Source organism: Serpentinimonas barnesii (assembly GCF_000696225.1).
Lineage (GTDB): Bacteria > Pseudomonadota > Gammaproteobacteria > Burkholderiales > Burkholderiaceae_C > Serpentinimonas > Serpentinimonas barnesii.
Genome location: NZ_BAWN01000024.1, coordinates 50,742 through 69,545 on the forward strand (window position 1 = coordinate 50,742; position 18,804 = coordinate 69,545).

The window sequence follows — 18,804 nt, forward strand, 5'->3', positions numbered from 1 at the left end:
GCAGCGATTGCTCTGCGCTCAGGCCGCGCGCAGGCGCTCGATCAGGCCATTGAGCTCGTCGATTGAGGCAAAGCCTATCACCAGCTCGCCCTGCTCGGGGTGGCTGCCGCCGCGCCCCTTGCGCGGGCTGCGGCTTTTTAGCCGCAGCTCGACCCGGGCGGTGAAGTGGTCCGACAGCTCCTGCTCCAGCCGCACCAGATCGCGCGGCTTTTCTGGGGCTGGCGCTGGTGGGGTGAGGCGAAACTCGGCTGAGAGCTTTTTCACCAGCCGCTCGGCCTCGCGCACCGAAAGCGCCTTGGCGCTGATCTGGTGCGCCGCCGTGATCTGCGCCGCCCCTTGCAAGCCCAGCAGAGCGCGTGCGTGCCCCATGTCGATGTCACCGGCCAGCAGCAGCCCCTGCACCGGCTCGGCCAGGTTGAGCAGGCGCAGCAGGTTGCTGGTGGCGCTGCGCGAGCGCCCCACGGCCTGCGCCGCCTGCTCGTGCGTGAGGCCAAATTCGTGCAGCAGCCGCTGCAGGCCCTGCGCTTCTTCCAGCGGATTCAGGTCTTCGCGCTGGATGTTTTCGATCAGCGCCATGGCGGCGGCCGCCTCGTCGGGCACGTCGCGCACCAGCACCGGAACCGTATCCAGACCGGCCAGCGCAGCCGCTCGAAAGCGCCGCTCGCCCGCGATGATTTCATACACCGGACGCGCGCCGCGCACGGCCTGCGCTTGCCCCTGCTGCGCCTGCCAGGCGGCTAGGCGGCGCTCGCCTTCGTCCTGCGCCAGCCGGCGCACCAAGATCGGCTGCATGATGCCTTGCGCCTTGATGCTCTCGGCCAGCTCGTACAGCGCGCCTTCGTCCATGCGCGTGCGCGGCTGGTAGGTGCCGGGCACGAGGTCGCTCAGCGCCAACTGGTGCGGCAGGTCGCGCTGCGCCGGGTCTTGGCCCTCGTGGCCCTCGTCGAGCCGCGGCCCCAGCAAGGCTTCGAGCCCACGGCCCAATCCCTTGGTTTTTTTGTTCAGCATGGCAGGGTCCTGCGGCCGCCCAGGGCCTTTGAGCGGCCCATGCAGAGGGTGGCAAACGATGGGTGGGGATTCATCTTGGAATGGTGTGAAAGGCAAGCGGGCCCGGGCGTGTGGCTTGGGGGCTGGATCGGCTCAGAGCTTGTCGATGCGCGCCACCATTTCGTGCGCAAATTCGACAAAGGCCTTGCTGCCGCGTGCGCTGGGGTCGAACACCACGCCGGGCTGGCCATAGCTGGGGGCTTCGGCCAGGCGCACGTTGCGCGGGATCACGCTGTCGAACACCTTGTCGCCAAAATGCGCCTTCAACTGCTCGCTCACCTGCTGCTGCAAGGTGATGCGCGGGTCGAACATGACGCGCAGCAGCCCGATCAGCTTGAGTTCGCGGTTCAGGTTGGCGTGCACCTGCTTGATGGTGTTGACCAAATCCGACAAGCCTTCGAGCGCAAAATACTCGCACTGCATCGGCACCACCACGCCGTGCGCCGCGCACAGGCCGTTGAGGGTGAGCAGGCTCAGGGCGGGTGGGCAGTCGATCAGCACAAAATCGTAGTCGGCTTCGACCGCTGCCAGCGCTATTTTCAGGCGCAGCTCGCGCTGCGGCAGCTCGACCAGCTCGATTTCAGCACCGGCCAGCTCGCGGTTGGCCCCCAGCACCTGGTAGCCGCAACCGGGCCCGGCCGGCACCACGGCCTGCGTCAGCGGGGTGGCTCCGAGCAGCACGTCGTAAACCGTGTGCTGCAGCGCGCGCTTGTCCACGCCCGAGCCCATGGTGGCGTTGCCTTGCGGATCGAGGTCGATCAGCAGCACGCGCTGCCCGACCTGCGCCAAGCCCGCAGCCAGGTTGACGGCGGTGGTGGTCTTGCCTACACCGCCTTTTTGGTTGGCGACACAGAAGGTTTTGGCCATGTAACGTGGGTGAAGCGTGCGGGTGAGACGCTGCGATCCGTTGCGCTGCGCAGTGGGTGGGATTGTGGACTTGCAATGGGGCAGAGTGTAAGCCTTGCGCGGCGCACCACAGCGCGGCCACGCACAGTGCTGGCGGGCGCGCAAGCCGCCCACCCCAAGCTGTGCGCAGGGCAGCAGGCGTGTACGGCCCTCGGCCTAACCAAGCCCAAAGGCTCAGGCCCGCAGCCGCATCCAGACCAGGCAGCGCTCGGCGTCCAACCCCGGAACGCTGATCGGTTCCACGTGAAACACCTCGACTTCGGGTGGCAGCGCCGCGATTTCCTCCTGCGGCCACTTGCCCTTGAGCGCCAGCCACAGCCCTTGCGGCGCCAGTGCCGAGCGGGACAAGCGGGTGAAATCGGCCAGCGAGGCAAAGGCACGCGAGAGCACCAGATCGTGCGGCTGCACCATCTGCTCCACACGCGCGTGCAAGCCCTGCAGGTTGGGCAGGCGCAGCGCCGCCGCCACCTGGCTGATGAACAGCGCCTTCTTGGCCACGGCATCGACGCAGCGCACCTGCAGCGCCGGGTTGGCAATCGCCAGCACCGCACCCGGCAAGCCGCCGCCCGAACCCACATCGAGCAGGCGCGGCGCCTGCGCCAGCCCAAGCGCGGCCAACTGGCGCTGCACCGGGGCGCAAACCGCTAGGCTGTCGAGCAGGTGGTGGGTGAGCACCTGCTGCGGCTGGCGCAGCGCGCTCAGGTTATAGACCCGGTTCCATTTGAGCAGCCAATCGGCGTAGTCGAGCAGGCACTGCTGCTGCGCCGGGCTCAAGTCCAGTTGCAATTCGGCCAGGCCCGTGCGCAAGCCATCCGCGAGCGGGTGGCTCATGGGGCAGGCTCCGGCAGGGCAAATTCCCGCCCGCGGCTGCGCTTGAGGTGGATCAGCAGCAGCGAAATCGCCGCCGGCGTGACGCCCGATATGCGCGCCGCCTGGCCCAGCGTCTCGGGCCGCTGCGCCGCCAGCTTTTGCCGCACCTCGATGCTCAGCGCCGCCACCTGGTGGTAATCCATGTCGGCCGGCAAACGCAGGTTCTCGTAGGCGGCGCTGCGCTCGACCTCGTCGCGCTGGCGCTCGATATAGCCCGCGTACTGGGCCGCAATTTCGATCTGCTCCACCACGGCTGCGTAGCCATCGCCCAAGGTTTCACGTGAAACCACGGGGCGGGCGTCGTCCGGCTCCACGCCAGCCGCCGGCCGCCAGCTCCCGCCTTCCAGGCTCAGCAGCGCCTCGTAGCCCACGCCGGGGCGGCGCAAGAGCTCAAACAGCGGGTACTCGCGCTCGATCGCCTTGCCCAGCACGCGCTCGGCCTCGGGCTGCGAGAGCGTGCGCGGGTTCACCCAAGTGGACTTGAGGCGCTCGGTCTCGCGTGCCAGCGCGTCGCGCTTGCGGCAAAACGCGCTCCAGCGCGCCTCATCCACCAGGCCAAGCCGGCGCCCGATTTCGGTCAGGCGCAGGTCGGCGTTGTCTTCGCGCAGTTGCAGCCGGTACTCGGCCCGGCTGGTGAACATGCGGTAGGGCTCGCTCACGCCCTGGGTGACCAAATCATCCACCAGCACGCCCAGATAAGCCTGGTCGCGCCCCGGCAGCCAGGCTGCTTGCCCGCGCACCTGCAAGGCGGCGTTGAGGCCCGCATACAGGCCCTGCGCCGCCGCTTCTTCGTAGCCGGTGGTGCCATTGATCTGCCCGGCAAAAAACAGGCCGCCGATCTGGCGCGTCTCGAAGCTGCTGCGCAGCGCGCGCGGGTCGAAGTAGTCGTACTCGATCGCATAGCCGGGGCGCAGGATGTGCGCCCGCTCCAGCCCAGGGATGCTGCGCACCAGCGCGAGCTGGATGTCGAAGGGCAGGCTGGTGGATATGCCGTTGGGGTAGAACTCGTGCGTGGTCAGGCCCTCGGGCTCCAGAAAAATCTGGTGGCTGTCTTTGCCGGCAAAGCGCTTGATCTTGTCTTCCACGCTCGGGCAGTAGCGCGGCCCCACGCCCTCGATCTGGCCGGTGTACATCGGGCTGCGGTCGAAGCCGGAGCGGATGATGTCGTGCGTGCGCTCGTTGGTGTGCGTGATCCAGCACGGCAACTGGGCCGGGTGCATGGCCGGATTGCCCATGAAGCTAAACACCGGCAGCGGCCGCTCGGCATTGGCCCCGCCCGGCATGCCGTCGCCGGGCTGCTCGGTGCAGCGGGAAAAGTCGATGCTGCGCCCGTCCAGCCGCGGCGGGGTGCCGGTCTTGAGCCGCCCCTGCGGCAGTTGCAGCTCTTTGAGCCGGGCCGACAGGCGCTGCGCCGGCGCATCGCCGGCGCGGCCACCTGGGTGGTTTTCTAGGCCGATGTGGATTTTGCCGTCCAGAAAGGTGCCGGCCGTGAGCACCACGGCGCGGGCGCGAAAGCGGATACCGGTCTGCGTCACCGCCCCGGCCACGCGCGCGCCGCTGGCGTCGGCGTCGAGCAGCAGGTCATCGACCGCCTGCTGGAACAGCGTTAGGTTGGGCTGGTTTTCCAGCCGTTGGCGGATCGCCGCCTTGTACAGCAGCCGGTCGGCCTGGGCCCGGGTGGCGCGCACCGCCGGCCCCTTGCTGGAGTTGAGGATGCGAAACTGGATTCCCGAAGCGTCGGTGGCCAGCGCCATGGCCCCGCCGAGCGCATCGACTTCGCGCACCAAATGCCCCTTGCCGATGCCGCCGATGCTGGGGTTGCAGCTCATCTGGCCCAGGGTCTCGATGTTGTGCGTCAGCAGCAGGGTGGCGCAGCCCATGCGCGCCGCCGCCAAGGCGGCCTCGGTCCCGGCGTGCCCACCGCCGACCACGATCACATCAAATTCTTCCGGGTACCACATGCCATGTCCGCCTTGCCTACACGCGCGGCCGCAAAGGGGCGGCGCAAGGGGCGATTTTAGGTCGTTGACCCGCTACGCAAGAACCTCGATGTATTCAACCTGGCTGGCACCCTCTGGAATGGTCAATCCGTCTTCGCGCAAGCCTTCGAGGTGAAAGACGATGGCTTCGCGCAGCTCGGCTTCGACTTCGGCGACGGTTGTGCCCGTGGCAACGCAACCCGGTAAATCGGGAACATAAGCCGAGTAGTTGGCTGCGGCCTTTTCAATCACGATGGCATAGCGCATACGTCCTCACAATTTCAAACCGGCCTGCTTTTGAATGCTGTTCAGGGTGCCGGGTGCCAGCTCATCGCTGGGTTTGCCGGGAACAGTGACGCGGCCGGGCTTGCTGGCATGCTTGTATTGGCGATGGCTTCCACGAGTCGCAACCAGACGCCAGCCACCCGCTTGGAGCAATCTCAGAACCTCACTGACCTTCATGGGGGAAAGATACCACAATGGCAAAGTGCAGGGCGATAGGCGCGCGACACCCTTGGACCATCACGGGTGCCGCATGCCCCACCCAAGCGGCATCCAGACCTCAATACACCGACGCCTGCCCCGGCGGGCGGCTCTTGAAGCGCCGGTGCAGCCAGTGGTACTGGCCCGGGGTCTGGCGCACGGCCGTTTCGAGCGTGGCGTTCATGCGCTGCGCGTCGGCGGCGTCGTTGCCACTGGGGAAATCGGCCCACAACGGCGAGACTTCGAGACTGTAGCCGCTGGGCGTCATGCGGCAGAACAGGCTGGCCACGGGGGCCTGGGCGGCGCTGGCGTAGCGCGACAGCGCCGTCACGGTGGCGGCCGGCACGCCAAAGAAGGGCACGAACACGGCGTTGTGCGCGCCCAAATCCATATCGGGCAACAGCATCAAGGCGGCCCCCTCGTGCAGGCCGCGCAGCACCGGGCGTATGCTTTCGCGGCGCGAGACCAGGCGCGGCGCACCGAAGCGTGCGCGCCCCTGGTTGACCCAGCGCTCCAGCCAGGGCCGCTTTTGCGGCGAATAGACCGTGATCCAAGGGCGTTCGACTTCGAGCGTGATGCGCGTCCAGCAGGCGTCGAGCCCGCTGAAGTGCGGCGCAAAATACACCATCGGGCCGGGGCGCTGCAGCACCTGCTGCGGGTCGTCGAGCCGCACCCGCTGGCGCACCAGCGCCGCGCTGCCGTGCCAGAGCCAGACCCGGTCCAGCGCCGATTGCGCCAGGTGCCTGAAGGCCTGCCAGAGCCAGCGCCGCCGCTGCCACGGCGTGGCCTCAGGGAAACACAGTTGCAGGTTGCGCCGGGCGATCTGGCGCCGGCGCTTGGCCAGCAACAGCAACAGCAACCCCAGCAGCGCCCCGAGCGCGCGCCACAGCGGCAGCGGCAGATGCGCCAGCGCACGCAGCCAGAGCGGGCCAGGCGGCGGCGGGGTGCTGGGTTCAGCAGTCGGCACGGCGGGCGCCGGGCTCAAGCCAACGGGCTGTCGATGCGCAGCCAAGTGGTTTTGAGCTCGGTGTATTTGTCGAAGGCGTGCAGCGATTTGTCGCGCCCCATGCCACTTTGCTTGTAGCCGCCAAAGGGCACGGTGATGTCGTCCTCGTCGTACTGGTTCACGTGGATGGTGCCCGCGCGCAGCGCCCGCGCCACGCCGTGGGCGCGGTTGATGTCGCGGCTCCAGACCGAGGCCTGCAGGCCGTAGATGCTGTCGTTGGCCAGCCGCACCGCTTCGGCGGCATCGGCAAAGGGCAGCACCGCCAGCACCGGGCCAAAGATTTCTTCGCGCGCAATGCGCATGTGGCTGCGAACACCGCCAAATACCGTGGGTTGCAGGTAGCAGCCGCCCGGCACCGGGTGCACGCGCTGGCCACCGGCGAGCAACTGCGCGCCCTCGCTTTGGCCCACCGCGATGTAGCGCAGCACGGACTCGGTTTGCGCCTCATCCACCAGCGCGCCCTGCACCGTCTGCTCCAGCAGCGGGTGCGCCGGTTGGAACTGCGGCAGCAGTTCGAGCGCGCGCGCCACGAAGGCGTCGTGGATGGAATGGTGCAGCAGCAGCCGGGTAGGCGCGTTGCAGCTCTGGCCGCAGTTGAAGAACACGCTGCCCACCACCGCCTGCACCGCACGCTCCAAGTCGGGGCAGTCATCAAAGACGATGAAGGGCGACTTGCCGCCCAGCTCGGTCCAGGCGCGCTTGAGGTTGCTCTGCCCAGCCATGATGTGGATCTGCTTGCCCACGCGGGTGCTGCCGGTGAAGGCGATGCAATCCACATCGGGGTGCAGCGCCAGCGGCGCCCCGGCCTCGGGCCCGTAGCCCGGCACCACGTTGAGCACCCCAGGCGGCAGGCCCGCTTGCAGACCGAGTTCGGCCAGCCGCAGTGCGCTAAAGGGCGATTTTTCGCTGGGCTTGAGCACCACCGCGTTGCCCGCCGCCAGCGCCGGGGCCACTTTCCAGACCGCCATCAGCAGCGGGTAGTTCCAGGGCACGATCACGCCCACCACCCCGACCGGCTCGCGCTGGATCAGGGCCAGCGCATTGGCGGGTGTGGGCGCGATCTGGTCATAGACCTTGTCGGTGGCCTCGCCGAACCAGCGCAGGCAGTTGGCGGCCCCGGCCACATCCACGCCCTTGGCGTATTGCAGCGGCTTGCCCATGTCGAGGGTTTCGGTCAGGGCCAGCTCGTCGGCGTGTTGCAGCAGCAGCTCGGCCCAGCGCAGCAGCACCCGCTTGCGCTTGGCGGGCGCCTGGCCGGACCAGCGCCGGTCTTCGAAGGCTGCCCGGGCGGCCGCCACCGCCGCGTCTATGTCAGCGGCGGCGCAGCGCGCCACCTCGGGCAGCACGCGGCCGTCTATCGGCGAGGTCTTGCTGAACGTGGCCCCGTCCCGCGCCGCCACGCGCTGGCCCGCGATGAAGGCGCGCCCGTCGAGGCGCAAGGTGTCGGCAGTCAGGCTCATGGCGTTCTCCGGGGTCATCACGCACCGCGCAGCGCCTGCGCCATCTCGCGCTGGCGCTTGCGCGTCGAGCGCGCCACCCACAGCGCGTAGCTCAGCACGAACAGCGTCACGGTGAGGATGAGCAGCGTGGCGGCGGCGTAGATGGTCGGGTTGATGCCGCGCACGGCGTAGTTGAAAATCACCTGCGGCAGCGTGCTCACCCCAGGGCCGGAGAGGAACAGGGTGATCACCACGTCGTCGAAGGAGAGCGTAAAGGCCAGCAGAAATGCCGCCAGGATGGCGGGCGCGATATTGGGCAGCGTGACCAGAAAAAACACCTGGTGCGGGCGCGCCCCGAGGTCCATCGCCGCTTCCTCGATGCTGCGGTCCACCTCTTGCAGGCGCGACTGCACCACCACCATGGCAAACGCCATGCCCAGCAGGGTGTGGCCGATGACGATGGTGATCAGGCCGCGCTCAGGGCCGCCGAACACGTTTTGCGCCCCCACCATCAGCAGCAGCAGCGACAGGCCGATGATGACCTCGGGCATCACCATGGGGGCCGTGGCCATGCCGGAAAACACGGTGCGGCCCCAAAAGCGCTGGTAGCGCACCAGCACGAAGGCGCAAAAGGTGCCCAGCACCGCCGCCAGCAAGCCGGTCACGAAAGCCACTTGCAGCGAGACGATGAAGCCTTCGATGATGCGCGTATCGGCCAGCAGCGCCTCGTACCAGCGCAGCGAAAAACCGGTAAATGATGCGTGCTGGCGCGTGCTGTTGAAAGAAAACAGAATCATGAACGCCAGCGGGGCGTACAAAAACAGGAACACCAGCGCCAGCCAGACCTTGCCCAGGTGCTTGTTGAGCCAATTGCTTTTCATGGTTGCGGCCCTCTGGGTGTCAGCGCCCGTCGGCGCTATCGCGCACGCCGTAGCGGAAGTAGAGCATCATGGGCACCAGAATCAGCACCAGCATCAGCACCGCCAGCGCCGCCGCGCGCGGCCAGTTGTTGGCAATAAACATTTCGTCCCAGACCACGCGCCCGATCATGATGTTGTCGGCCCCGCCCAGCAGCGAAGGCACCACGAACTCGCCCATCGAGGGGATGAAGACCAGCATCATGCCGGCAATGATGCCGGGCTTGGACAGCGGCACCGTGATCAGCCAAAAGGCCTTGAAGGGCGAGGCCCCGAGGTCGTAGGCCGCTTCCAGCAGGCGAAAATCCATTTTCACCAGATTGGCGTAGAGCGGCAACACCATGAAGGGCAGATAGACATAGACCATGCCGATCAACATGGAAAAATCGGTGTAGAGCAGGCGCAGCGGCTCCTCGCTTACGCCCACCCACATCAAAAACTGGTTCAGCACGCCAAAATCGCTCAAAATGCCCTTCCAGGCAAAGACGCGCAGCATGAACGAGGTCCAGAACGGCAGCATCAGCATCATCAGCAGAATCAGCCGGGTTTCGGGCGCGCTGCGGGCGATGAAGTAAGCAAAGGGGTAGCCTATCACCAGGCACAGCAGCGCCGTGATGAGCGCATAGACGATCGAGCGCAAATAGGATTCGACGTACAGGGTCTGGAACAGCGCGCCGTCGGGGCCGGTGCGGAAAATGCTCCAGTAGTTCTCGAACTTGAGCAGCAGCACGCCTTGCTCGGCGTCCCAGAGCGGCTGGAAGGGGTGAATCTCGTTGCCCATATCGACAAAGCTGATATACAGCAATATCAAAAAAGGCAAAAAGAAAAAGATCAGCAGCCAGACATAGGGCACGCCGATAACAAAACGGCGGCCGGGCATGGACAGTTGAAAGGGCTTGGCCACGATGGTTCGCTTCTGAAACGGCGATCAGTCGCGCAGCACCACGCCGGCGCGGTTGCTCCACCAGAAAAAGACTTCGTCTTCCCAGGTGATGTCGGTCAGGTCGTGGCGCGAGGTGTTGGGCTCGGTGATCTTGATTTTCTGGCCGTTGCTGGCCTGCACCAGAAAGCTGTTGTAGGAGCCAAAGTAGGCGATTTCCTTGACCCGACCGCTAAACAAGTTGCACTCCACCCCGCTCGGTCGGGTTTTGGAGATTTCGATTTTCTCGGGCCGCACCGCCACCGCCACCGGCATGTTCAGCGAGCCGCTCACGCCGTGCCCGACCTGGATCTCACCGATGGCGGTCTGCACCGCGCAGTGGTCGATCTCATCCACGCTCAGGTGGCCATCGAACAGGTTCACGTTGCCGATGAAATCGGCCACGAAGCGGTTCACGGGAAATTCGTAAATGTCTTGCGGGGCCCCGACTTGCAGCACCCGGCCCTTGCTCATGACGGCGATGCGGCGGGCCATGATCATGGCCTCTTCTTGGTCGTGCGTGACCATGACGCAGGTCACGCCCACTTTTTCGATGATGTTGACGAGCTCGAACTGGGTCTGCTCGCGCAGCTTTTTGTCCAGCGCCCCCAGCGGTTCGTCGAGCAGCAGCAGCTTGGGCCGCTTGGCTAGGCTGCGCGCCAGCGCCACGCGCTGCTGTTGCCCACCCGAGAGCTGGTGTGGCTTGCGCCGGGCGTAGTCGCCCAACTGCACCAGGTCGAGCATCTCGCCCACGCGGCGCTTGAGTTCGTCCTTGGGGCAGCCCTCGCGCTTCAAGCCAAAGGCCACGTTTTCCCAGATGTCCAGGTGCGGAAACAGCGCGTAGCTCTGGAACATCATGTTGATCGGGCGCTCGTAGGGCGGCATCTGGGCCACGTCTTGGCCACCGAGCAAAATGCGGCCCGAAGTGGGCTTCTCAAACCCGGCCAACATGCGCAGCAGGGTCGATTTGCCGCAGCCCGAGCTGCCCAGCAGGGCAAAGATCTCGCCTTGCTCGATCGAGAGCGACACCTCATCGACGGCCAGCGCTTCGTCGAAGCGCTTGACCACTTTTTCGGTGACCAAAAATCCTTCTTTGCCTGCGTCTGGGAGCATGTGCGCGCCTCGGTCTGCCCTGTACAAGATGGAAGGCCGCCGCACCCCGAACGGGGTGCCAGCGGCCTGCGAGTGGTGTGAACGGTGAACTCTGGGCTGCTCGCTCAGCGGCCTTGCTTGAAGCTATTGTAGGCGGTGGCCATGGCTTCGCGCGCCTCGTTGGACAGGCTACCCGGCTGGATCATGCGCCCCATGGCCTCGGCTGGCACCATGATGGTGGGGTTGTTGGCGATCTCGGGCTTGATCTGGGGCATGGCAGCCAGGTTGCCGGTGGCAAAGTTCATCTCGTTGGCCATGCGCGCGGCGTTTTCTGGGCGCAGGAAGAAATTGATGAAGGTGTGCGCGTTGTTGGGGTGGCGCGCGTCGCGGGTGATGGCCATGGTGTCCACGAAGATCAGGCCGCCGGTGCTGGGCAGCAGGGCTTCGAGCACGTCGGTGTTGCCCATTTCACGGGCCCGGTTGGCGGCGATGTTGATGTCACCGGACCAGCCCAGCACCACGCAAGCCTGGCCGCCCGCGAAGGTGTCGATCATGGTGGAGGTGAAGATGCGGATGTGCGGGCGCACCGTGAGCAGCATGTCGAGCGCGGCCTGGTAATCGGCGGCGTTGTTGGAGTAGGCGTCGCGCCCGATGAAGTGCAGCGCCGGCGGAATGATCTCGGACGGCGCATCGAGGAAGGCGATGCCGCAGCGCTGCGCCAGCGCGGTGTATCTGGGGTTGAACACCAGCTCCCAGGCGTTGGCGGGCATGGGGGTGTTGCCCAGCGCGCGCTCCAGGCGGGTGCGGTTGATGCCCACGGTGGTGAAGCCCCAAGCCCACGGCACCAGGTGGCGGTTTTCCGGGTCGGCCTTGGTCAGGGTGGCCATCAGGGCCGGGTCCATATTGGCCAAGTTGGGGATTTTGGTTTTGTCCAGCGGCTGGAAGAAATTGGCCGCGATCTGCTGCGCCGCAAACACGCTGCCCGGCACCACGATGTCGTAGCCGGTGTTGCCCGCCACCAGGCGCGCATGCAGCACCTCGTTGGAGGCGAAGGTGTCGTAGGTGACGTCGATGCCGGTTTCGGTCTCAAAGGCCTCGATCAGACCGGTGGGGACGTAGTCGGGCCAGTTGTAGATGTTGAGCACCTTGGGCTCGGCCGGCGGGGCCGCCGGGGCCGGGGCCACCGCGGCGGGCTGCTCGCGCGGCCCACAAGCCACCAGAAAAGTGGCCGCAAGGGCGGCCGCCAGCAAGGTCTTCAACATGGTTTCACTCCAGCAAGGAAAGAGCAAAAAAGGATGGGGAGGGCGCCGCGCACGGGTGCTTGGCCTTACAGACCAAGCAAACCGCGTACCACTTTGAATTTTAGCCCGAAGCACAGGGGTTTGACCCTGCTCAGAACCCGCCTTGGGCCCGAAGTTCCGCTTGTGTGGCATCCAGCGCGCGCACGATCAGGCCGATCAGCTCGTCGATCTGCGCCCGTGTGATGATGAGCGGCGGGGCGATGATCATGCGGTCGCCCACGGCCCGCATCACCAAGCCGCCCCCAAAACAGTGCGCGCGGCACCGCATGCCCACCGCTTGCTCCTCGGGGAAGGGCAGACCTTGCGCCTTGTCGCGCTGCAAGGTGAGGGCGGCCACGAGGCCGCAGCTCTCGGCGCGGCCCACCAGCGGGTGCGCTTCGAGCGTGGCCAAGCGCTCGGCCAGGTAGGGGCCGGTGTCGTTGCGCACCCGGCCGGGCAGGTCTTCGCGTTGCAACAGGTCGAGGTTGGCCAGCGCCACCGCGCACGCCACCGGGTGCCCGCTGTAGGTGTAGCCGTGGTTGAACTCGCCGCCGCGCTCGATCAGCACCCGCGCCACGCGCTCGCCCACCAGGGTGCCACCCAGGGGCACGTAGCCGCTGCTCACGCCCTTGGCAAAGGTCACCAGATCGGGGCGCATGCCGAACTTTTCGTAAGCAAACCAGTGCCCGAGGCGGCCAAAGGCGCAGATCACTTCGTCGGAAATCAGCAAAATGCCGTAGCGCTCGACAATGCGCTGCACCTCGGGCCAGTAGCTTTCCGGGGGGATGATGACGCCGCCCGCGCCCTGCACCGGCTCGCCGATGAAGGCGGCCACGCGCTCGGGCCCGAGTTCGAGGATTTTTTGCTCCAGCCAACGCGCTGCGCGCAGGCCAAAATCGTGCGCGCTCTCGCCCGGCAGCCCGTGCTGGGCGAAATGCGGCTGCTCGATGTGTACGATGCCGGGGATGGGCAAATCGCCCTGGGCGTGCATGGCGCCCATGCCGCTGAGCGAGGCCGCCGCCACCGTGGAGCCGTGGTAGGCGTTGTGGCGGCTGATCACGGTCTTGCGCTGCGGCTGGCCGAGCAAATCCCAGTAGCGGCGCACCAAGCGCAGGTTGGTGTCGTTGGCCTCGGAGCCGGAGCTGGCGTAAAACACGTGCTCGAAGCGCCGCCCATCGACCGGCGGGGCCAGCTCGGCCAAGCGCGCCGCCAGCCGCACCGCCGGCTCGTGCGTGGTCTGGAAAAAGCTGTTGTAGTAGGGCAGCTTGAGCATCTGGGCGTGCGCGGCGTCGGCCAGTTCGCGCCGCCCGTAGCCCACGTTGACGCACCAGAGCCCACTCATGGCGTCGAGCAGGCGCTGGCCTTCGCTGTCCCAGATGTAGATGCCCTCGCCGTGCGTGATCACGCGCGCGCCCTTGGCCGCCAGCGCCTGGTGGTCGGTGAAGGGGTGCAGGTAGTGCGCGGCGTCGAGCGCTTGCAGCTCGGCGGTGAGGGGCTGGCGATCGGGCAGAGGCTGGGGCTGGGCGGTGTGCATAAGGATTCCTGGCTGGTTCAAGCCGATAGGGGCTCAAACGTGCAACAGCAGGTGCTCGCGCTCCCAGGGCGAAATCACTTTCATGAACTCCTCGTACTCGAGTTCCTTGATCTCGGTGTAGATGGTGATGAACTCGCGCCCCAGCACCTCGTGCAGATCGGTTTCGCGGCGCAGCCAGTCCAGCGCCTCGCCCAGGGTGCGCGGCAGCGCGTAGGCCGAGAGGTAGGCGTCGGACTTCATTTCGGGCTTGGGTTGGATTTTGTTTTTCAGGCCCAAGTAGCCACAGGCCAGGGTCATGGCCAAGGCCACGTAGGGGTTGGCGTCGGCGCCGATGACGCGGTTTTCCAGCCGCCGCGACTGCGGCACCGAAATCGGCGAGCGGATGCCGACGGTGCGGTTGTCGTGCCCCCACTCGATGTTGATGGGTGCGGCGGTGTGGCGCGACAGGCGCCGGTAGCTGTTCACGTAGGGCGCCACCAGCGCCATCGCGGGCGGAATGTAGCGCTGCAAGCCGCCGATGTAGTGGTAGAAGGCCTCGCTGGGCGTGCCGTCGATCTGGCTAAACAGGTTGCGCCCGCTTTCTTGCTCGACGATGCTCTGGTGTACGTGCATGGCGCTGCCGGGTTCGCCAGCGATGGGTTTGGCCATGAAGGTGGCGTACATGTCGTGGCGCAGCGCCGCCTCGCGCACCGTGCGCTTGAAGAAAAACACCTCGTCGGCCAGATCAAGCGGGGCGCCGTGGAAGAAGTTGATCTCCATCTGCCCGGCCCCGACTTCGTGGATCAGGGTATCGACGTTGAGCTCCATCTGGTCGCAGTAGTCGTAGATTTCCTCGAACAGGGGGTCGAACTCGTTCACGGCGTCGATGCTGTAGGCCTGGCGCGAGGTTTCGGCGCGGCCGCTGCGGCCGATCGGCGGCTTGAGCAGGGTGTTGGGGTCGGTGTTGCGCGCCGTGAGGTAGAACTCCAGCTCGGGCGCCACCACGGGCGACAGGCCCATTTCCTCGTACAGATTGCACACATGGCGCAACACGCTGCGCGGGGCAAAGGGCACGCGCTTGCCAGCGTGGTCGAAGCAGTCGTGGATGACTTGCGCGGTCGGGTCGGTGGCCCAAGGCACGATGCGCACCGTGGAGGGGTCGGGGCGCAACTGCATGTCGCGGTCGGTGGGGTCGATCACGTCGTAGTAGGGGCCGCTTTCGGGGAATTCACCCGTCACGCCCATGGCCACCACGGCCTGCGGCAAGCGCATGCCGCGGTCTTCGGTGAATTTGCCGCGTGGCAAGATTTTGCCGCGCGCCACCCCGGTGAGGTCGGGCACCAGGCATTCGATTTCGGTCACGCGGCGCTGGTTCAGCCACTGTTCCAGTTCGTTGAAGCTCTGCGGTGGATTGCTTTTCATGTCGTTCTCCGATGGGTCTGGCGGTGCTGCTGGCGCCTGCGCAGCGCCTCGCCAAAGGCCGCAAAGGTGGCGGCGTAAAAGGGGTTTTCTTGGCAGCGCCACTCGGGGTGCCACTGCACGGCATAAGCAAACTCGGTCGCGCCCTGCACCTCGAAGGCCTCCACCAGCCCGTCTTCGGCCCAGGCCAGCGGCCGCAAGCTGGGGGCCAGGCGGCCGATGCCCTGCCCGTGCAGCGAGTTGACCATGGCCTGCTCGGCACCCGCCCACTGCGCCAGCGCCGAACCGGGGGCCAAGCGCACCGGGTGGCTGGGGCCGTACTGCTGCTCCAGCGGCAGGCCCTCGGGGTCGCGGTGGTCCATCAGCCCCGGCACCGCGTGCACGGTCTGGTGCAGGCTGCCGCCAAGCGCGACGTTGATTTCCTGAAAACCCCGGCAAATGCCCAGCAGGGGCACCCCTTGCGCCAGGCAGGCGCGCACCAGCGCCAGCGTGAGCGCGTCGCGCGCCGGGTCCAGCGGCAGGGCGGGGTCGTGCACTTCTTCGTCGAAATGCGCCGGGTGGACGTTGGAGGGCGAGCCGGTGAGCAGCACGCCATCGACCAGCGCAAGCAAGTCCTCTATCTGCGCGGCCTCGGCCAGCGGGAACAGCGCCGGCTGCGCCTGCGCCCCCAGCTTGACGGCGCGGGCGTACTTGTCGCCCAGCAGCAAATAGGGCATGGCCTGCGCGCCCAGCAGGCGGTGGTCGGCCGGCAGCCAGACCAAGGGAAGGGGTGCGGGGAATTTGTGCATCGGGTGAGCGGCTGCGACGGGCGGCAAAGCGCGCCCGCATGGAGCCGCAGTTTAGCTGCTGTGGAACCGGGTGCTGGCACCTTGGAACGCTGCGGCCTTGCGGGAGATTATGGCTGGGGCTGGGTGGGAAAGCAAGCGTTTGACGCACGCATTTTATGTAGCTACAATGAAAGCATGATGATCGAGTTCGATCCGGCCAAAGACGCGGCAAACCAACTCAAGCACGGTGTGTCTTTATCCCTAGCCAGCGATCTCGATTGGGAAACCGCGCTGGTGTGGGTGGATGAACGGTACGAATACGGCGAGTCGCGCATGATTGCTCTCGCTGCGCGAACCGAAATTCTGTACTGCGTGGCGTTTGTAAACCGGGGCGAGGTGCGAAGGGTCATCAGCCTGCGCCGCGCCAATCGTCGCGAGGTGAAGCACTATGTCGAAAATCTCTAAGCGTCCAAGCATCCTCATGCCTAGCGCAGAAGAGGACAAAGCCATTACTGCGGCGGCCAGAAGCGACCCGGACGCGCAACCCCTCACGCCCAAGCAACTGGAGGCCATGGTTCCCATGCGCGCCTTGCGTGGACGTCCAAAATCTGAAAACAAAAAATTGCTGGTGTCGGTGCGTTACAGCCCCGAGGTCTTGGCCTATTTCAAGTCAACCGGCGAAGGTTGGCAGTCGCGAATGGATGGTGTGCTGCGCCAGTACGTCACGCGACAGTCCGGTGGCGCGTGACCCTGTGGGTCGCAACCGCCTGCCCCCGGACAAGTCACAGAATTTGGCTGGAGCGACAGGCTGATTTCACTCAACCCAACGCCTCGCGCAGGCGCTGCCAGGCCATGCCCAGCGCCAGCAGCGGCGTGCGCAGCCTGGGCCCGCCGGGAAAGGGGTGGTGTCGCAGCCGCGCATACACATCGAAGCGCCCGGCTTGGCCGCTGATGGCCTCGGCCACCAGCCGCCCGGCGAGCCCGGCCAGCACCACGCCATGCCCGCTAAAGCCTTGCAAATAATAAACTTGTGGCGAGATGCGGCCAAAATCCGGGGCCCGGTTCATGCTGATATCCACAAAGCCGCCCCAAAGGTATTCGACCGGCACCTGCGCCAGATCGGGGAACACCGCCAGCATGCGCTGGCGCATGAGCGCCTGCAAATTTTGCGGGGTGCGGGTGCTGTAGCTGACGCGGCCGCCAAACAGCAGCCTGTGTTCGGCGCTGAAGCGAAAGTAGTCCAGCACCAGGTTGTTGTCGCACACCGCCGCGGCGCTGGGGATCAGGCGCCGGCTCAAGGCGGGGGCCACTGGCGCGGTAGCAATCAAGTAGGTGCCCACCGGCATGATGCGCCGCCCCAAGGCCGGGGCCAGCGCCGGGGCGTATTCGGGCAGCAGGCAGTTGCCAGCCAGCAGCGCGTGCTGCGCCGTGACCTGGCCTTGGGCGCAGTGCGCCGTCACGCCGGCAGCGGTTTGGCTCAGGCGCAGCACGGGGCTGTGCTCGTGCAGCGCCACCCCGGCCTGCTGCGCCGCCTGCGCCAGCCCCAGGGTGTATTTGAGCGGGTGCAGGTGCCCGCTGATAGCCTCAAAGGCGGCGGCGTGGTAGCGCGGGCTGTCGATGTAGCGGCGCACCTCGGGGCCTGTCGCCAGCTCGCAGGCCAAGCCATAGTCGCGCTGCTGTTGCTCCATATCGGCCAGCAGGCGCTTGGCTTGGCGCGGCGTGTCGGCCACGGTCAGGTAGCCGCGCTGCCAGTCGCAGGCGATGCGGTGCTGGGCGATGCGCTGCCCGATCAGCTCGATGCCCTCCAGCGTCCAATCCCAGAGTCGGCGCGCATCGGCACGGCCTAGCTGCTGCTCCAGCGGCCCTTGACCGCAGGCATAGCCCACCAAGGCCTGGCCGCCATTGCGCCCGCTGGCCCCCCAGCCGATGCGCTGCGCCTCCAGCACACAGACCTGCAAACCGCGCTCGGCCAGCTCCAGCGCCGCGCTCAAACCGGCCAGCCCACCGCCCACCACCAGCACATCGGCGCGTTGCTCGCCCTGCAGCGGCGGATGCGGCGGCGCGCGCTGCACCGAGGCCTCGTAGTAGCTGCGCTGGTTGAGCAGGGTGTCGCTGTGCAGCACGTCGGGCTTGAACACGGCAGCCTCGCTTTAACGGGGTGGGTGGGTGCGCCCGAGCGCCACTTGGCCGGAGAGCCAGGTCCAGACCAGGGTGGCGGCGGCGCTGCTGCTGAGTTCGGCGTGGTCGTAGGCCGGGGCCACTTCCACGCAGTCCATCCCAACCCAGTTCAGGTCGGCCAGCTCCTCGACGAAGGTCAGCACCTGCGAGCTGCTCAGGCCGCCGGGCTCGGGGGTGCCGGTGCCGGGGGCAAAGGCGGGGTCGAGGCAGTCGATGTCGATCGTCAGGTAGCAGGGGCGCGCGCCGATGCGCTGGCGGATTTCGCGCAGCAGCGGTTGCAGCGCTGCGCCGTCAAGGCCGCGCAAGGCGCGTGCGGTGTAAATGAGCCCGCCCTGATCGCGCACGTACTCGCGCGCGGCGCGCGCCCCGCTGGAGCGCAGCCCCACCTGAACCGTATGCGCCGGGCTGGCCAGCCCCTGCTGCAGCGCCTCGTAAGTCCAGGTGCCGTGGCCCGAGGGCTCGCCGCAGTGGTCGCTCCAGGTGTCGCAGTGGGCGTCGAAATGCAGCAGCGCCAGCGGCTCGCCCTGGCCATAAACGCGCTGGGCGGCGCGCAGCAGCGGCAGGGTGATGGAGTGGTCGCCGCCCAAAAAGGCGCAGCGGTGCCGCCGCATCAGGGCCTGCGCCTGCTGCTCGATATGGGCCTGCAAGACTGGCAGCGGCGCGGTATTGGGCAGGCGCATGTCGAGCGCGTCGCCCAGGTAGGCCGTGGGGCTGAGGTTGAAGTGCGGGTGCTCGCCGTCGCACAGCATCAGGCTGGCGGCGCGGATGGCTTGCGGGCCAAAGCGCGCCCCGGGCCGGTTGCTGACCGCGCCATCGAAAGGCACGCCGACCAGCGCAAAGGGCTGTTCGGCCAGCGGCGCGCAGCCCAGAAAGCGGTTGCTGTTGTTGGCGTAGGCAAAGTCTCCAATGGCCATGGGGGCTCCTGCGATGGGCTGAGTTTAGTGCTTTGAGCGCGGCTTGGCTGTGGGTTAAGCGCGGGTTGGGCCGCA

Annotated in this window: 19 protein-coding genes; 2 read left to right on the forward strand and 17 right to left on the reverse strand. The window is 66.8% G+C overall.

Features of this window, described 5'->3' with window-relative positions:
- Positions 1–18: 18 nt before the first annotated feature.
- From SRAH_RS07965 to SRAH_RS08030, 15 genes are all read right to left on the reverse strand, one after another.
- Positions 19–1,008 (reverse strand): ParB/RepB/Spo0J family partition protein, encoded by a 990-nt coding sequence (locus tag SRAH_RS07965; RefSeq protein ID WP_029462816.1) that lies wholly within the window; start codon positions 1,006–1,008, stop codon positions 19–21.
- Between the two features lie 132 nt (positions 1,009–1,140).
- Positions 1,141–1,914, reverse strand: a complete 774-nt coding sequence (locus SRAH_RS07970; RefSeq protein WP_029462817.1) for a ParA family protein — start codon at positions 1,912–1,914, stop codon at positions 1,141–1,143.
- 213 nt (positions 1,915–2,127) lie between these two features.
- Entirely contained in the window at positions 2,128–2,784 is a 657-nt protein-coding gene (gene rsmG / locus SRAH_RS07975) for a 16S rRNA (guanine(527)-N(7))-methyltransferase RsmG (protein ID WP_029462818.1), read from the reverse strand.
- Entirely contained in the window at positions 2,781–4,784 is a 2,004-nt protein-coding gene (mnmG, locus tag SRAH_RS07980; protein ID WP_029462819.1) for a tRNA uridine-5-carboxymethylaminomethyl(34) synthesis enzyme MnmG, read from the reverse strand. The genes rsmG and mnmG overlap by 4 nt, the downstream gene beginning before the upstream one ends.
- A 72-nt stretch (positions 4,785–4,856) precedes the next feature.
- Positions 4,857–5,069, reverse strand: coding sequence for a type II toxin-antitoxin system HicB family antitoxin (locus SRAH_RS07985; RefSeq protein WP_029462820.1), 213 nt, complete (start codon positions 5,067–5,069; stop codon positions 4,857–4,859).
- Positions 5,070–5,075: 6 nt separating this feature from the next.
- Positions 5,076–5,264, reverse strand: a complete 189-nt coding sequence (locus SRAH_RS12070) for a type II toxin-antitoxin system HicA family toxin (protein ID WP_076607008.1) — start codon at positions 5,262–5,264, stop codon at positions 5,076–5,078.
- Between the two features lie 100 nt (positions 5,265–5,364).
- Positions 5,365–6,270 (reverse strand): lysophospholipid acyltransferase family protein, encoded by a 906-nt coding sequence (locus tag SRAH_RS07990; protein ID WP_052369138.1) that lies wholly within the window; start codon positions 6,268–6,270, stop codon positions 5,365–5,367.
- Complete coding sequence (locus SRAH_RS07995; RefSeq protein WP_029462822.1) at positions 6,267–7,751, reverse strand: aldehyde dehydrogenase; 1,485 nt, start codon at positions 7,749–7,751, stop codon at positions 6,267–6,269. Before SRAH_RS07995 ends, SRAH_RS07990 begins: the two co-directional genes overlap by 4 nt.
- Positions 7,752–7,768: 17 nt before the next feature.
- Positions 7,769–8,611 carry an ABC transporter permease gene (locus tag SRAH_RS08000; RefSeq protein ID WP_029462823.1) on the reverse strand — a complete coding sequence of 281 codons (843 nt, stop codon included), beginning with the start codon at positions 8,609–8,611 and terminating at the stop codon, positions 7,769–7,771.
- Positions 8,612–8,630: 19 nt separating this feature from the next.
- Positions 8,631–9,527 carry an ABC transporter permease gene (locus SRAH_RS08005; RefSeq protein ID WP_045476773.1) on the reverse strand — a complete coding sequence of 299 codons (897 nt, stop codon included), beginning with the start codon at positions 9,525–9,527 and terminating at the stop codon, positions 8,631–8,633.
- 48 nt (positions 9,528–9,575) lie between these two features.
- Positions 9,576–10,679 carry an ABC transporter ATP-binding protein gene (locus SRAH_RS08010; protein ID WP_029462825.1) on the reverse strand — a complete coding sequence of 368 codons (1,104 nt, stop codon included), beginning with the start codon at positions 10,677–10,679 and terminating at the stop codon, positions 9,576–9,578.
- A gap of 104 nt (positions 10,680–10,783) precedes the next feature.
- Positions 10,784–11,920, reverse strand: coding sequence for an extracellular solute-binding protein (locus tag SRAH_RS08015; protein WP_029462826.1), 1,137 nt, complete (start codon positions 11,918–11,920; stop codon positions 10,784–10,786).
- Between the two features lie 130 nt (positions 11,921–12,050).
- Positions 12,051–13,472, reverse strand: coding sequence for an aspartate aminotransferase family protein (locus SRAH_RS08020; protein ID WP_045476737.1), 1,422 nt, complete (start codon positions 13,470–13,472; stop codon positions 12,051–12,053).
- A 33-nt stretch (positions 13,473–13,505) separates the two neighbouring features.
- On the reverse strand, positions 13,506–14,873 hold the full coding sequence (locus tag SRAH_RS08025; RefSeq protein WP_029462828.1) for a glutamine synthetase family protein: 1,368 nt from the start codon (positions 14,871–14,873) through the stop codon (positions 13,506–13,508).
- Positions 14,870–15,658 carry a gamma-glutamyl-gamma-aminobutyrate hydrolase family protein gene (locus tag SRAH_RS08030; RefSeq protein ID WP_029462829.1) on the reverse strand — a complete coding sequence of 263 codons (789 nt, stop codon included), beginning with the start codon at positions 15,656–15,658 and terminating at the stop codon, positions 14,870–14,872. Before SRAH_RS08030 ends, SRAH_RS08025 begins: the two co-directional genes overlap by 4 nt.
- 174 nt (positions 15,659–15,832) lie before the next feature.
- Between SRAH_RS08030 and SRAH_RS08035 the strand changes: the two genes are divergently transcribed.
- Entirely contained in the window at positions 15,833–16,102 is a 270-nt protein-coding gene (locus SRAH_RS08035) for a BrnT family toxin (RefSeq protein WP_029462830.1), read from the forward strand.
- Positions 16,086–16,385, forward strand: a complete 300-nt coding sequence (locus SRAH_RS08040) for a BrnA antitoxin family protein (protein WP_029462831.1) — start codon at positions 16,086–16,088, stop codon at positions 16,383–16,385. Before SRAH_RS08035 ends, SRAH_RS08040 begins: the two co-directional genes overlap by 17 nt.
- Positions 16,386–16,455: 70 nt before the next feature.
- Here the strand turns inward: SRAH_RS08040 and SRAH_RS08045 are convergent, their stop codons facing one another.
- Positions 16,456–17,775, reverse strand: coding sequence for an NAD(P)/FAD-dependent oxidoreductase (locus SRAH_RS08045; RefSeq protein ID WP_082210129.1), 1,320 nt, complete (start codon positions 17,773–17,775; stop codon positions 16,456–16,458).
- A gap of 12 nt (positions 17,776–17,787) precedes the next feature.
- Positions 17,788–18,729 (reverse strand): agmatinase, encoded by a 942-nt coding sequence (gene speB, locus SRAH_RS08050; protein ID WP_029462833.1) that lies wholly within the window; start codon positions 18,727–18,729, stop codon positions 17,788–17,790.
- Positions 18,730–18,804: the final 75 nt, after the last annotated feature.

Excerpts from the sequence above, each read along its gene's own strand:
- SRAH_RS07965 (WP_029462816.1), bottom strand. The coding sequence starts at position 1,008 with ATGCTGAACAAAAAAACCAAGGGATTGGGCCGTGGGCTCGAAGCCTTG.
- SRAH_RS07970 (WP_029462817.1), bottom strand. The coding sequence starts at position 1,914 with ATGGCCAAAACCTTCTGTGTCGCCAACCAAAAAGGCGGTGTAGGCAAG.
- rsmG (WP_029462818.1), bottom strand. The coding sequence starts at position 2,784 with ATGAGCCACCCGCTCGCGGATGGCTTGCGCACGGGCCTGGCCGAATTG.
- mnmG (WP_029462819.1), bottom strand. The coding sequence starts at position 4,784 with ATGTGGTACCCGGAAGAATTTGATGTGATCGTGGTCGGCGGTGGGCAC.
- SRAH_RS07985 (WP_029462820.1), bottom strand. The coding sequence starts at position 5,069 with ATGCGCTATGCCATCGTGATTGAAAAGGCCGCAGCCAACTACTCGGCT.
- SRAH_RS12070 (WP_076607008.1), bottom strand. The coding sequence starts at position 5,264 with ATGAAGGTCAGTGAGGTTCTGAGATTGCTCCAAGCGGGTGGCTGGCGT.
- SRAH_RS07995 (WP_029462822.1), bottom strand. The coding sequence starts at position 7,751 with ATGAGCCTGACTGCCGACACCTTGCGCCTCGACGGGCGCGCCTTCATC.
- SRAH_RS08000 (WP_029462823.1), bottom strand. The coding sequence starts at position 8,611 with ATGAAAAGCAATTGGCTCAACAAGCACCTGGGCAAGGTCTGGCTGGCG.
- SRAH_RS08005 (WP_045476773.1), bottom strand. The coding sequence starts at position 9,527 with ATGCCCGGCCGCCGTTTTGTTATCGGCGTGCCCTATGTCTGGCTGCTG.
- SRAH_RS08010 (WP_029462825.1), bottom strand. The coding sequence starts at position 10,679 with ATGCTCCCAGACGCAGGCAAAGAAGGATTTTTGGTCACCGAAAAAGTG.
- SRAH_RS08015 (WP_029462826.1), bottom strand. The coding sequence starts at position 11,920 with ATGTTGAAGACCTTGCTGGCGGCCGCCCTTGCGGCCACTTTTCTGGTG.
- SRAH_RS08020 (WP_045476737.1), bottom strand. The coding sequence starts at position 13,472 with ATGCACACCGCCCAGCCCCAGCCTCTGCCCGATCGCCAGCCCCTCACC.
- SRAH_RS08025 (WP_029462828.1), bottom strand. The coding sequence starts at position 14,873 with ATGAAAAGCAATCCACCGCAGAGCTTCAACGAACTGGAACAGTGGCTG.
- SRAH_RS08030 (WP_029462829.1), bottom strand. The coding sequence starts at position 15,658 with ATGCACAAATTCCCCGCACCCCTTCCCTTGGTCTGGCTGCCGGCCGAC.
- SRAH_RS08035 (WP_029462830.1), top strand. The coding sequence starts at position 15,833 with ATGATGATCGAGTTCGATCCGGCCAAAGACGCGGCAAACCAACTCAAG.
- SRAH_RS08040 (WP_029462831.1), top strand. The coding sequence starts at position 16,086 with ATGTCGAAAATCTCTAAGCGTCCAAGCATCCTCATGCCTAGCGCAGAA.
- speB (WP_029462833.1), bottom strand. The coding sequence starts at position 18,729 with ATGGCCATTGGAGACTTTGCCTACGCCAACAACAGCAACCGCTTTCTG.